Origin of the sequence: Cellulomonas sp. APG4 (assembly GCF_009996735.1) — a bacterium.
Lineage (GTDB): Bacteria > Actinomycetota > Actinomycetes > Actinomycetales > Cellulomonadaceae > Actinotalea.
In genome coordinates, this window is sequence record NZ_JAACYI010000003.1 from 93512 (window position 1) to 106229 (window position 12718).

The window sequence follows — 12718 nt, forward strand, 5'->3', positions numbered from 1 at the left end:
GTGACGATCGCACCCGAGGGACGCCGGATGCTGCGGGTCGAGGCCCGCAACGCCGCCACGCCGATCGAGAAGAAGCCCGAGTGGATCAAGACCAGGGCCTCGATGGGACCGCAGTACACCGAGCTCAAGCAGCTCGTGCGCGGTGGCGGCCTGCACACCGTCTGCGAGGAGGCGGGCTGTCCCAACATCTTCGAGTGCTGGGAGGACCGCGAGGCGACGTTCCTCATCGGTGGCGACCAGTGCACGCGTAGGTGCGACTTCTGCCAGATCGACACGGGCAAGCCTGCAGCCTTCGACGCCGACGAGCCGCGCCGCGTGGCCGAGTCCGTGCGGACCATGGGCCTGCGCTACTCGACCGTGACCGGCGTCGCGCGTGACGACCTGCCCGACGGCGGTGCGTGGCTCTACGCCGAGACGGTGCGCCAGATCCACGCGATGAACCCCGAGACGGGCGTCGAGCTGCTGATCCCCGACTTCAACGCGATCCCCGAGCTGCTCGACGAGGTCTTCTCGTCCCGCCCCGAGGTGCTCGCGCACAACCTCGAGACCGTCCCGCGGATCTTCAAGCAGATCCGCCCCGGGTTCCGCTACGAGCGTTCTCTCTCGGTGCTCACGTCCGCCCGCGAAGAGGGCCTCGTCACCAAGTCCAACCTCATCCTGGGCATGGGCGAGACCTACGACGAGGCCGTCGAGGCCTTGCACGACCTGCACCAGGCGGGCTGCGACCTGCTCACCATCACGCAGTACCTGCGCCCGTCGGTGCGGCACCACCCCGTGGACCGGTGGGTCAAGCCCGAGGAGTTCGTCGCCCTGTCCGAGGAGGCCGAGCGCATCGGGTTCCTGGGCGTCATGTCCGGCCCGCTCGTGCGCTCGTCCTACCGTGCTGGCCGCCTGTGGGCGCAGGCGATGCGCCGTCGCGGTGAGCAGATCCCCGCCGGGCTCGCACACCTCGCCGAGGAGGGCTCGGCCCGCCAGGAGGCGTCGAGCCTGCTCGCCCGCTGAACCGCCGCCTGTCCGGCCGCGCGACGGTGCCGACGGCGGTCGGGGTCCCGGCGGCGGACCACTAGACTCCTGGCCCATGGCCCGAGACTCCGCATCGTCCTCCGCTGCCCCCGGCGGCGCACCGAAGCAGAAGAAGGTCCGCTGGTACCACCAGGTCTGGCAGGCCTACCAGATGACGCGGCGCTCCGACCCCGCCGTCACCTGGTGGATGGTCGGCCTGTTCGTGGGCATCGTCGCGGTCGCGGTCGCGATCGGGATCGCCGTGGGCCAGCCGGTCTACTTCACCATCCTGGGCCTGCCGTTCGCGTTCCTCGCGGCCCTGTTCGTGCTCGCCCGTCGTGCCGAGGCGGCCGCCTACGGCCAGATCGAGGGCCAGCCCGGCGCGGCCCTCTCAGCCCTGCGCACCATCCGCCGCGGCTGGGACTTCCCCGAGGAGCCCGTGGCCGTGGACGCGCGCACGCAGGAGATGGTGTTCCGCGGCGTGGGCCGCCCGGGCGTCGTCCTCGTCGCGGAGGGCGTGCCGCACCGTGCGCAGCGTCAGCTCGAGGCCGAGCGCAAGAAGGTCGCGCGCGTGCTGCCGAACGTCCAGATCCACACGCTGCAGTGCGGCAACGCCGAGGGACAGGTGCCGCTCAAGAAGCTCGGCCGCACCGTCCAGCGCCTCAAGCCGACGCTGACCAAGCAGGAGGCGGCCGAGGTCTCGAAGCGCCTCAAGGCGCTGGGCGGCATCCGGATGCCCGTGCCCAAGGGCATCGACCCCTACCGCGTGCGCCCCGACCGCAAGGGCATGCGCGGCCGCTGATGACCGGGACGGAGGCGCGCTGGAACCACAGCACGCACTACCTCCCGGTGCTCCTCGACGCCGTGCGGCCGGGCTGCACGGCGATCGATCTGGGTTGCGGCGAGGGTCACACCGTCCGGTTGCTCGTCGCCGCCGGCGCCGGTCACGTGACCGGCGTCGACTCCTCGGCCGAGATGCTCGACCTCGCCCGCGCGGGCACCGCCGCCGGGGACCCCGCGGAGTACGTCGAGGGTGACCTGCTGACCGTGCCCCAGGCTGGCCGCTTCGACCTGGTCGCCTGTGTCGCGACCCTGCACCACGTGCCGCTCGAGGCGGGGCTCTCCCGGCTCCGCGAGCTCACGGCGCTCACGGCTCTACTGGCGCTACACGCTCGAGTGGGAGGCTCCCGCCTGATCGGGCCCGCGCGGTGGGTTCAGCGGCGGACGATGACGGTCCCCGCGGCTGCGTCGTGCATGCCCCGCCCGTCACCGTCCCAGATGGCCGGCGGGATCACCAGGCACAGCAACGCCGTCCGCAGAGCAGCGGCCACCGGCCCCGGGGGCGGCCACGACGACGGTGGGGCGAAGGCGCGGGCGTCCTCGGGGTCCGCCCCCGGCAGGTCGCGCACGCGGACCACCTGCAGCCCCATCACACGGTGGCCGACGGTGTGGCCGAGGGTCATGACGAGCACGAGCGTCGAGACGCCGAACACCAGCAACGTCGCCACCGGGTCGCCCGCGAGGACCCGGGGCACCACGGCCCCGGGCTCGGGGAAGAAGGCCCCGCTGACGAGCATCGAGAGCACCCAGTCGACGGCGAGCGCGACGAGCCGTCGACCGACGCCCGCGCGCGAGCCGGCGCCCGCGGCGGGCAGGCGCAGCCGCCCCCTGCCGGAACCGCCGTCGGGCCCCTCGCCTGCAGGGGTACCCTCCAGCCAGGAGCCCAGGTCCTCACGTCGCGCCATGCCGGAAGCCTAACGACGACTCGGTCGTGGCACGGCCGCGGGGCCGCACGGGTGAGCACGGTCCAGGTAACCCGACGGAAACATCGGGTACACCACAGGGAAACCGCCCGGGCCTACGGTCGGACCGACGCGGCCCCCGCGCATGCTCCACGTCAGCGCACGTCCTACCAAGGAGAGCACCGGATGTTCAGTTCCGCCGATGACGTCATGGCCTTCATCAAGGAAGAGGGCGTCAAGTTCGTCGACGTCCGGTTCTGCGACCTGCCGGGCGTGATGCAGCACTTCAACGTCCCCGCCTCGACGGTCGACACGACCTTCTTCACCGAGGGCCAGATGTTCGACGGGTCGTCGATCCGTGGCTTCCAGGCCATCCACGAGTCCGACATGAAGCTGCTCGCCGACATCTCCTCGGCGTACCTCGACCCGTTCCGCGCGGAGAAGACGCTCGTCATCAACATGGCGATCGTCGACCCGTACACGGACGAGCCGTACAGCCGGGACCCGCGCCAGATCGCGGCCAAGGCCGAGGCCTACCTGAAGTCGACCGGCATCGCGGACACCGCGTTCTTCGCTCCCGAGGCCGAGTTCTACATCTTCGACGACATCCGGTTCCACACCAGCCAGTCCGAGAGCTACTACCACATCGACTCGATCGAGGCGGCGTGGAACACGGGCCGCAAGGAGGACGGCGGCAACCTCGGTCACAAGACCCCGTACAAGGGCGGCTACTTCCCCGTCCCGCCGGTCGACCACTTCGCCGACCTGCGCGACGAGATCTGCCTCGAGCTCGACAAGGCGGGCCTGCAGGTCGAGCGCTCGCACCACGAGGTGGGCACCGCGGGCCAGGCGGAGATCAACTACCGCTTCGACACGCTCGCGAAGTCGGCCGACAAGGTCATGCAGTTCAAGTACATCGTCAAGAACGTGGTGCACCGCAACGGCCGCACCGTGACGTTCATGCCGAAGCCCCTGTTCGGCGACAACGGCTCGGGCATGCACTGCCACCAGTCGCTCTGGAAGGACGGCGCGCCCCTCTTCTACGACGAGAAGGGCTACGGCGGCCTGTCGGACACCGCGCGCTGGTACATCGGCGGCCTGCTCAAGCACGCGCCGTCGCTGCTGGCCTTCACCAACCCGACGGTCAACAGCTACCACCGCCTGGTCCCGGGCTTCGAGGCCCCGGTCAACCTGGTCTACTCGGCCCGCAACCGCTCGGCGTGCGTCCGCATCCCGGTGACCGGCTCGAATCCCAAGGCCAAGCGCATCGAGTTCCGCGTGCCCGACGCGTCGTCCAACCCGTACCTCGCGTTCGCCGCGATGCTCATGGCGGGCCTCGACGGGATCCGCAACAAGATCGAGCCGCCGGAGCCGGTCGACAAGGACCTCTACGAGCTGCCGCCCGAGGAGCACGCCGCGATCCAGCAGGTGCCGGCGTCGCTGAGCGAGGCGCTCGACGCGCTCGAGGCCGACCACGACTACCTCACCGAGGGCGGCGTGTTCACGCCCGACCTCATCGAGACGTGGATCGACTTCAAGCGCGCCAACGAGATCGACCCGATCCGCCTGCGCCCGCACCCGCACGAGTTCGAGCTCTACTTCGACTGCTGAGCCGTCGCGGCGGCGGGCCGGTGACGGTCCGCCGCCGCAACCACGAACGCCCCGGTCACCTTCACGGTGACCGGGGCGTTCGTACGCCTGCTGTGCGGGGTCAGAGACCGAAGCCGCCGCGCGGACGGGGACGCGAGTCCGGGCCGAGCGCCTCGGCGGCCCTGGCCAGGAGGGCGCGGGTCTGGTCGACGCCGTATCCCGGTCGCGCCATCGCGAAGCCGTCGGCGTGCACGTCCGAGGCCCGCAGCAGCGGCGCCATGCCCTGCTGCCTGCGCTCGAGCTCACGTGCCACACGCTCGACGAGCCGCTCGACGGCCTCGGTCCGGTAGCCACGGCGCAGGTTCTGCATCGGGAGCGCCGCGAGTGCCGCGCGCAGCTCGGCAGCAGTGAGTCCGCCCGTGGGGGCTGCCGGCGCCTGCGCGGCCGGCCGGCTGAAGGCGGAGGTCAGGGCGACGGGACGTGCGCCGCCCGTGAGGTCTGACATGGCCGCTCCTTCGTCGGTGCAGGACTAACGTCCCTTCCTGCATCGACACGAACCTGTGTGACGCTGATCACCCGAACGGGTGGTCCTGGACCGGTTCAGGCGGGACCGAGAGCCACGAGGACGGCCGCCCCGCACAGCACCGCGGCCACGGGCGTCATGACCGCGCGCTCCGAACGGCTCCGTGAGGCAAGGTTCATGAGCACCCCCAGACCGAGGTAGCCCGCGACCACCCACGCGGCGACGCGCGACGCGCCGTCGGGCAGCACGTCGACCAGGCCCGCGCGGTCGAGCACCACCACGCCGAGCAGCGCGTAGACCAGCACGGACACCGCGCTGGCGACACGGAGGCCGCGCGGGAGCACGCCCTCGTGCCGCCCGCCCCAGGCGAAGCGGCCCCAGGGCCGCCCGGAGGCCAGGGCGAGCTGGAAGACGACCAGCCCGGCGAGGACGACGACGAAGACCACGGCCGCGATCGTGTGCACGATCGGACCCTAGCGGCGCAGCCGGGCGATGCGTGCGGGCCGCTCAGCCTCTGCGCGCGAGGCGCTCGAGGCCGTCGAGCACCAGGTCGAGGCCGAACTCGAACTCGGTCTGGTCGTCGCACCAGCCGAGCGTCGAGCCCGGGTCGTCGTGCGCGACCTCGGAGAGCATCGCGACCAGGTTCGGGATCTGGGGCGCGATCTGCGCGAGCATCCCCGCGGTCTCCTCGTCGCCGCCCTCGGGCTCGCCCAGCTCCTGCGTGAACCCGTGGATCCGGCTGCCGAGCGCGTGCAGCGCGTGGTGCACCAGGTCCCACGTGAAGCCGCCCGCTCGCATGAGCGCGACCACGCCGTCGACGTGCCTGGCCGCCGAGAGGGTCATGACGTTGCGCGCCTCCATGACCTGGGGGGCCCACGGATGGCGCAGCATGACCGTGCGGGCCGCGAGCAGCCGCGCACGGACGGCCGGCTGCCACGCGCGGGGCTCGGGCAGGTCGGGCTCGCCGAGGGCCAGGACGGCGTCGAGCATCTCGTCGAGCACCACCTCGACGGCGCCGTCGAGGATCCCGCCCTTGCCGCGCACGTGGTGGTAGAGCGACATCGCCTCGACGCCCAGCTCCTCCGCGAGGCGACGCATGGTGAGCGCCTCGACCCCGTGCTGGTCGGCGACCTCGACGGCACGCCGCAGCACCCGCTCACGGCTCAGCGGGGTGCGCCTCCGCGTCGCGGTGCTGGTCACGGCCTCATCCACTCCTTCAGCCTCTCATCTCGTCGCGCCGTCGTCGGTGCGTGGCGCACCGCTCCTGCTGCGGACCGTTGACCTCAGCCGCGGCACGGCTCTACCTTACGAGGTAAGTCTTACGCCGTAAGGCCACCCGCAGCGGCCGCTGTACGAGAGGGGAACCGACCATGAGCGCATCGAGCACCCGCAAGCCCCAGGCACGCGACTCCCGCCCCGGCGCCTCCACCCCCACGATGCGCGCCGCCGTCGCGCACCGTTTCGGCGGCCCGGACGCCGTGCGCGTCGAGTCGGTACCGCGGCCGCGGCCGCAGGCGGGCGAGCTGCTGATCGCCGTCCACGCGAGCGACGTGAGCGTCGCGGACCACCGCATGCGCTCACGCGACCTGCCCGCCGGCTTCGGCCTCGTGGGCCCGTTCCTCCTCGGGTTCCGCACGCCGCGCCGCCCCGTGCTCGGCATGGAGGCCGCTGGCGTGGTCGAGGAGGTGGGCGCGGGTGTCACGGCCTTCCGCCCCGGGGACCGCGTGGTCGCCGCGACGGGCGCGCTGTTCGGCGGGCACGCGCAGTACGCGCGGCTCCGGGCCGACGGCGCCGTCACGCGCGTCCCCGACGGCATGTCCTTCGAGGACGCCGTCGCGCTCGTCTTCGGCGGCCAGACGGCCCTGCCCTTCCTGCGGCGCGGTGGCGTGGGCCCCGGTTCGCGGGTGCTCGTCAACGGAGCCTCGGGAGCCGTCGGCGTCATGGCCGTCCAGCTCGCGAAGCACCTCGGCGCGCACGTCACCGGGGTCTGCAGCGGGCGCAACCTCGAGCTCGTCCGGAGCGTGGGCGCGGACGACGTCGTGGACTACGAGGTCGAGGACTTCACCACCCGGGGTGAGACGTACGACGCCGTGCTCGAGTGCGTGGGCAACGCACCCTTCCGTCGCGCTCGGCGCGTGCTGCGGCGGGGCGGCGCGCTGCTCGTGGTGGTGGGAAGCCTGGGCGGGCTGCTCGCCGCGCCGTTCCAGCGCCTGGGCACCGGGATCCGCGTGGTCGCGGGCGATCTGGGCGCGAGCGCCGACGACCTCGCCCTGCTCATGCGCCTCGCGGACGACGGCGCGATCCGGCCGGTGGTCGACCGCACCTACCCGCTCGAGGAGGTCGTCGAGGCGCACCGCTACGTCGACACGGGCCGCAAGCGCGGCACGGTGGTGCTGCGGGTGCGGGACGGCGCCGCCTGACGCCGTCCCGCACAGGTCACCCGAGCAGCGTCTCCCCCACGTACCCGCCGGGCGCGCACCCGGGCGGGACCGCGAACACCGCCGAGCCGACGGGCGTCGTCCACTGGTTGAGCAGGTCGAGCTCGGCGAGCCTGCGCTGGATCGGCACGAGCTGCGCGTCGACGTCGGCCTGGAACGCGACGAAGAGCTGACCCGAGCCCGACACCGTCCCGCCGGGCGGGGCGTCGTCGTAGTTGTAGGCGCGGCGGAAGATGCGCTCGCGCCGGTCCGCCGAGCGCGCGCGCCGCAGGTGCGCGTGCTCGGGGATCACGGGGAGCCCGAGCGGACCGGTCGCGTCGAGGTCCGGCTCGTCACGCTCGCGCGCACCGGTGAGCGGCGCCCCGTCCGCGAGCCTCCTGCCGACGGCCATCTCCCGACCGCCGCGGTCGAGGCGGTCCCAGCCGTCCAGGTCCATCGCGATGCGGCGCACGACCATCCCGGTGCCGCCCGCGAGCCAGCCGTCGCGCGCCCACACCACCTCGTCGAAGTCGGGCGTGCCCGGCACCGGGTTCGCCGTGCCATCCACCTGTCCGAAGAGGTTGCGCATCGTGGTGCCCGCGGGCTCCGACCCGTGGGCACGCCGGAAGCCCCGCTGGCTCCACCGCACCGTCGCGAACGCCCGCGCGTCCTTGAGCAGCATCCGCAGCGCGTGCGCGACGGTCAGCGGGTCCTCGGCGCCCACCTGGAGCAGCAGGTCGCCACCGCTCCACGCGTCCTCGAGCCTGTCGACGGCGAAGGCGGGCAACGGCCGCACCCACGTGGGTCGCACCACGCCGTCGGGCACGGCACGCCGCACCAGCTCCGGCCCGAAGCCGAACGTCACCGTCAGCGCCGCGGGCACCGCGGCGAGCTCGGGCTCGGTGTCCGCGAGCGCCGCCTCGCCCTGCGTGAGGCGCGCCGCGTCGTCCGTCAGCAGCCGCATCATCCGACGCAGCGCGGGCGCGTCGGTCGCGGGCCCCAGGTCGAGCGCCACGAGGGTCGCGTGGGCCTGCGCAGGGGTCGCGATGCCCGCCTGGTGCGGGCCGTGGAACGGGATCACGCTGTCGGCGAGCGGCACCGCACCCGGCCCGGGACGCGGGGAGCCGACCTCGGGCGCGGTGCCCACCGCCCGCTCGACCCCGAGCGCGGTCACGGCCCCCGCTCCCGCGAGCGCGCCGCCCAGCAGCACCTGCCGCCGGCTGAGGCCGTGCGCGGCGGCGTCGCGTGCGGACCGGGCCACTACCCGTCCTCCCCGTGCCCGGGCGCGTAGCTCTCGTCCGCACCGGCGAACTCCTTGGCCGGGACGGTGACCTCGAGGGTCGAGTCGTCGGCGAACGTGATCGTCAGCGTCACCTCGTCCCCCGGGGCGATCCCGCCGGCGAGCTCCATGAGCATGAGGTGGTCGCCACCGGGCTCGAGGTCCAGGCCGCCACCGGCCGGCACCGTGAAGCCGCCCTCCTTCTGGCGCATCACCATCTGGCCCTGGTCGTCCTCGACGGTCTCGTGGAGCTCGACGCGGCCGGCCGCGGGCGTCGCCACGTGGGCGATGGCGGCGTCGGCGTCTCCGGCGTTCGCGAGCCGGCCGAACGCGCCGGTCATGCCGGAGTCGGTGGCCTTGACCCAGCCGTCCTCGAGGGTGACGGCCCGGGCGGCGGGGACGGGGGTCGGGGTGCCCGCGTCGGGCGCGGCGCCGCTCGCGGTGCAGCCCGCGAGCGCGAGCGTCGCCAGGACGACGGCGGTCAGGGAGGTTCGTGCGTGCATGAGTGGTCTCGATCCAGTTCTGAAGCGCGAAGGGGACGCCGACGACGGCGCGCGCAGGCACCCCGGAGGGCGGGGCGTACGGCGACGCGGCGGGCGGTCGCAGCGCGACCGGGCCCACCGGGTGCGGTGGGGTGGGACCCGCGCCGGGCGCGGGTCAGGCGTGACGGGCGGCGACCAGCGCGGGCGGGCCCCGACGATCGGCGCAGCGCGCGAGGAGCAGGGACGCCGAGGGCAGCCACGGGCGCTCGACGGGCGCCGTCATGACCACGGGACGAGGACGCACGGGCACCCGGCCGACGGCGCGCACGAGCAGGCGCACCGTGCGGGCGGCCAGCGCCCGCAGCCGTGCGCACGCCTGCTCACCGCGACGCAGGGCGAGCACCGTCACGACCATGGCCGCCAGGTGGGCGAGCGCCATCGTGCCCGACGTGTGCGCCGCGTGGCCCACGGCCTCGACCGGTGCCGGCACGGTCACCGCGAGGGTGCCGTGTCCGTGGGCGTGCCCGTGCCCGTGTGCAGCCGCTGGCGCCCCGGAGGCGGCGCCGAGCGTGAAGAGCAGGTGGAAGAGCAGCTGGCCGGCACCCACGGTCGCGACGAGCCTCAGCACGTCGTGACGGACGCGGGCGAGCACCACGCCGGCGCTCGTCGCGAGCAGCAGGGGCACGCCGACGCCGAGCGGGCCGGGCATCGCACCACCGGCGAGCAGGTGCGCGACGAGCGAGACGCTCGTGGTCAGACCCGCGGCCGCGGTCGCGCGGGCCAGCAGCACCGCGGGCGCGCGGTCGCGGGCACGCCCGTCGACCCCACCCGCACCCATACCCCCGACTGTACCCAGCGACGCCGTCGGGCCCGCTCCGCCACCCTCGCCACCGTCCGCACCGCCGTCCGTCGCCGCGCGCCCGCGCACGCCCGTCCGCGCGCCGGGCGTCGCCGCCCGCCCATCTGCGGCCCGGGCATGATGGGCGCATGACGTCGCCGGCCCCGCAGCGGCCGTCCGGGACCCTCGCCCGCAGGCTCGGCACCACCGACGCCGTGGCGCTCGGGCTCGGATCGATGATCGGGGCGGGCGTGTTCGCGGCCTTCGCCCCCGCCGCGCGCGCAGCGGGCAGCTGGCTGCTCGTGGGCCTCGCGGTCGCCGCCGTGGTCGCGTACGCGAACGCCGTCGCCTCGGCGCAGCTCGCCGCGCAGTACCCGACCTCGGGCGGCACCTACGTCTACGGCCGCGAGCGCCTGGGCCCGTGGTGGGGGTTCGTGGCCGGCTGGGGCTTCGTGATCGGCAAGACGGCGAGCTGCGCGGCCATGGCCCTGACCTTCGCGGCGTACGCCGCTCCCCCGGGCTGGGAACGTCCCGTCGCCCTGGGCGCCGTGCTCGCCCTGACCGCCGTCAGCTACCGCGGCATCACGCGCACCGCGCGGCTCACCCGCGTGATCGTCGTGGTCGTGCTGCTCTCCCTCGCAGTCACGCTGGTCGCGGGCTGGGCGGGTGCCGCCGACCCGGGCCTGCCACCGCTCGTGGCCGACGGCGACCCGGGCGGCTGGTACGGCGTGCTGCAGTCCGCAGGTCTGCTGTTCTTCGCGTTCGCCGGGTACGCGCGGCTCGCGACCCTCGGGGAGGAGGTGCGCGACCCGGCGCGCACCATCCCGCGTGCGATCCGGATCGCCCTGGGCGTGACCGTCGCGCTCTACGCGGTAGTCGCGACGACCGTGCTCGCGGTGCTCGGCACCGAGGCCCTGGCGACCTCCGCGGCTCCGCTCGAGGAGCTGGTCACGTCCGGGACCTGGCACACCGCGGCGCCCGTCGTGCGGGTGGGCGCGGCCGCCGCCTCGCTCGGTGCGCTTCTGGCCCTGCTCGCCGGGATCGGTCGCACGAGCCTCGCGATGGCCCGCGAGGGCGACCTGCCCGCGTGGTTCGCCGCGGTGCACCCGCGCCACCACGTGCCGCACCACGCGGACCTCGCCCTGGCCGCCGTCGTCGGCGTGCTCGTGCTCACGGTCGACCTGCGCGGTGCCCTCGGGTTCTCGTCGTTCGGCGTGCTCGTCTACTACCTCGTCGCGAACCTCGCGGCGGGCACGCAGCGCGACCCGCACCGCAGCACGCACCGCGCGTGGCAGGTGGTCGGGGCCGTCGGGTGCGTCGTCCTGGTCGCGACGCTGCCCGCCGTCGCGGTGCTCGTGGGCGCGGCGGTGCTGGCGGCCGGCGTGGCGGGCCGCGCGTGGCGCGTGCGCGTCAGGCCCGCGGCTCCTCGATCGCCTGGCTGAGCTCGGGCGTCGCACGGTGCAGCATGCGGTGCACCGTGACGTGCATCCAGATCGCACTCACCAGGGTGAGCGCGAACAGCAGGAAGAACGTGCTCTGCGGCAGGCCCGTCCACTGCTGGAGGTAGGCGAACATCGGCGGGAGCACGAACCCGCCCAGCGCACCGAGCGTGCCGACGAGCCCGCCCACCGCGCCGACGTCGGCCGGGAAGTACTCCGGGATGTGCTTGAACACCGCGGCCTTGCCGACGCCCATCGCGACGCCCACCACGAAGACCAGTGCGGTGAAGGCCCAGATCCCGAGCTCGTACGGGAGCACCTCGCGCACGCCGTCGGGCTCGTACTGCTCGGGCACCGTGAGCACGATGTGGCCGTACGGCATCATCAGCACCCCGGTCGCGACGAGCATCACGGCGAACGTGGCGTAGAGCACGCGTCGCGCGCCGAACCGGTCCGAGAGCGCGCCGCCCACGGGACGCAGCAGGCTCGCGGGGAAGATGAACAGGGCGGTGAGCAGCGCGGCCTCGTGCAGCGGCACGTCGAACACGTCGACGTAGTACTTGGGCAGCCACGCCGCGAGGGCGACGTAGGCACCGAAGACGACCACGTAGTACAGGCTGAACCGCCAGATCCGCACGCTGCGCAGCGGCGCGAGCATCGACGCGAGGGTGCGGTCACGGCCCGGTCGGCGATCGTGACGCGGCGTGAGCAGCAGCATCGCGACCGCCATCAGCACGAGCAGCACCGCGTACATGAGCGGGACGAACCGCCAGCCGTCGAAGCTCAGGCCGAGGATCGTGAGCGACGGCACGGCGGCGATGAGCGCCGGGCCCACGAGCTTGGTGACCGAGGCCCCCACGTTCCCGGCACCGAAGACCCCGAGGGCGAACCCCTGCCGCTCGCGCGGGAACCAGGCCGAGTTCCACGCGATGCCCACGCTGAAGGCGTTGCCGGCGAAGCCCGCGAAGAACGCGACCACCAGCAGCATGCCGTACGTGGTGACCTGGGAGACGAGGAACGTGGGCACGGCCGTCGCGAGCAGCATGAGCACGAAGACGCGACGCCCGCCCCACCTGTCGGCCAGCACCCCGGCGGGCAGCCGCCACAGTGCGCCGTTGAGGATCGCGGTCGCCGAGAGCCACGAGAGCTCGACGTCGGTGAGACCGAGCTCGTCACGGATCGGGATGCCGAGCACGCCGAACATCAGCCACACGGCGAACATGAGGGTGAAGCCGGTGGTCGACAGCACGAGGACGCGCGTGCGGGGCCCGCGCTCGGTGGCGTCGGAGGGTCCGGGCTCCCTCCCGCTCCGGTCAGCCGGAGTGTGGTCGGCTCGCTGCGGCACGGCGCCTCCCCTGCGTCGGTCGCGCGGGCCGACGACGTCGTGGCCCGGCCCGGTCAGCATG

At 73.8% G+C, this 12718-nt stretch carries 13 protein-coding genes and 1 pseudogene; 6 read left to right on the forward strand and 8 right to left on the reverse strand.

The genetic code is table 11. From position 1 onward, the window contains the following. From lipA to GXB85_RS18730, 3 genes and pseudogenes are all read left to right on the forward strand, one after another. Positions 1 to 1002 (forward strand): lipoyl synthase, encoded by a 1002-nt coding sequence (gene lipA / locus GXB85_RS03725; RefSeq protein ID WP_161916306.1) that lies wholly within the window; start codon positions 1 to 3, stop codon positions 1000 to 1002. 76 nt (positions 1003 to 1078) lie between these two features. Further along, positions 1079 to 1804, forward strand: coding sequence for a DUF4191 domain-containing protein (locus GXB85_RS03730; RefSeq protein ID WP_161916307.1), 726 nt, complete (start codon positions 1079 to 1081; stop codon positions 1802 to 1804). Continuing rightward, positions 1804 to 2133 (forward strand): annotated as a pseudogene (locus tag GXB85_RS18730) (class I SAM-dependent methyltransferase); the annotation flags it as partial. The gene GXB85_RS03730 and the pseudogene GXB85_RS18730, both read left to right, overlap by 1 nt. Before the next feature lie 83 nt (positions 2134 to 2216). Here the strand turns inward: GXB85_RS18730 and GXB85_RS03740 are convergent. Further along, entirely contained in the window at positions 2217 to 2747 is a 531-nt protein-coding gene (locus tag GXB85_RS03740; RefSeq protein ID WP_161916308.1) for an RDD family protein, read from the reverse strand. 183 nt (positions 2748 to 2930) lie between these two features. Between GXB85_RS03740 and glnA the strand changes: the two genes are divergently transcribed. After that, positions 2931 to 4355 (forward strand): type I glutamate--ammonia ligase, encoded by a 1425-nt coding sequence (gene glnA / locus GXB85_RS03745; RefSeq protein ID WP_161916309.1) that lies wholly within the window; start codon positions 2931 to 2933, stop codon positions 4353 to 4355. A 100-nt stretch (positions 4356 to 4455) separates the two neighbouring features. Here glnA and GXB85_RS03750 read toward each other — a convergent pair whose 3' ends face one another. The 3 genes from GXB85_RS03750 to GXB85_RS03760 all read right to left on the reverse strand — a co-directional run bounded on the left by GXB85_RS03750 (position 4456) and on the right by GXB85_RS03760 (position 6057). Beyond that, positions 4456 to 4839 (reverse strand): hypothetical protein, encoded by a 384-nt coding sequence (locus tag GXB85_RS03750; RefSeq protein WP_161916310.1) that lies wholly within the window; start codon positions 4837 to 4839, stop codon positions 4456 to 4458. 95 nt (positions 4840 to 4934) lie between these two features. Further along, the gene (locus GXB85_RS03755) at positions 4935 to 5321 is read right to left on the reverse strand and encodes a hypothetical protein (protein ID WP_161916311.1); all 387 of its coding nucleotides are present in this window, start codon (positions 5319 to 5321) and stop codon (positions 4935 to 4937) included. A 43-nt stretch (positions 5322 to 5364) separates the two neighbouring features. Continuing rightward, positions 5365 to 6057 (reverse strand): TetR/AcrR family transcriptional regulator C-terminal domain-containing protein, encoded by a 693-nt coding sequence (locus GXB85_RS03760; protein ID WP_370523990.1) that lies wholly within the window; start codon positions 6055 to 6057, stop codon positions 5365 to 5367. 170 nt (positions 6058 to 6227) lie between these two features. Here GXB85_RS03760 and GXB85_RS03765 point away from each other — a divergent pair, with 170 nt between their 5' ends. Continuing rightward, positions 6228 to 7277 carry an NAD(P)-dependent alcohol dehydrogenase gene (locus tag GXB85_RS03765; RefSeq protein WP_202627542.1) on the forward strand — a complete coding sequence of 350 codons (1050 nt, stop codon included), beginning with the start codon at positions 6228 to 6230 and terminating at the stop codon, positions 7275 to 7277. Positions 7278 to 7293: 16 nt separating this feature from the next. On the opposite strand, the gene GXB85_RS03770 is transcribed toward GXB85_RS03765, so the two are convergent. The 3 genes from GXB85_RS03770 to GXB85_RS03780 all read right to left on the reverse strand — a co-directional run bounded on the left by GXB85_RS03770 (position 7294) and on the right by GXB85_RS03780 (position 9873). Then, complete coding sequence (locus GXB85_RS03770; RefSeq protein WP_161916312.1) at positions 7294 to 8535, reverse strand: Dyp-type peroxidase; 1242 nt, start codon at positions 8533 to 8535, stop codon at positions 7294 to 7296. Continuing rightward, positions 8535 to 9056, reverse strand: coding sequence for a copper chaperone PCu(A)C (locus GXB85_RS03775; RefSeq protein WP_161916313.1), 522 nt, complete (start codon positions 9054 to 9056; stop codon positions 8535 to 8537). Before GXB85_RS03775 ends, GXB85_RS03770 begins: the two co-directional genes overlap by 1 nt. 154 nt (positions 9057 to 9210) lie before the next feature. Continuing rightward, complete coding sequence (locus GXB85_RS03780) at positions 9211 to 9873, reverse strand: hypothetical protein (protein ID WP_161916314.1); 663 nt, start codon at positions 9871 to 9873, stop codon at positions 9211 to 9213. Positions 9874 to 10022: 149 nt separating this feature from the next. Here GXB85_RS03780 and GXB85_RS03785 point away from each other — a divergent pair, with 149 nt between their 5' ends. Then, the gene (locus GXB85_RS03785) at positions 10023 to 11315 is read left to right on the forward strand and encodes an APC family permease (RefSeq protein ID WP_161916315.1); all 1293 of its coding nucleotides are present in this window, start codon (positions 10023 to 10025) and stop codon (positions 11313 to 11315) included. On the opposite strand, the gene GXB85_RS03790 is transcribed toward GXB85_RS03785, so the two are convergent. Further along, positions 11284 to 12561 carry a nitrate/nitrite transporter gene (locus tag GXB85_RS03790; protein ID WP_370523991.1) on the reverse strand — a complete coding sequence of 426 codons (1278 nt, stop codon included), beginning with the start codon at positions 12559 to 12561 and terminating at the stop codon, positions 11284 to 11286. The two genes, GXB85_RS03785 and GXB85_RS03790, sit on opposite strands and share 32 nt — an antisense overlap. Between the last annotated feature and the right edge of the window lie 157 nt (positions 12562 to 12718).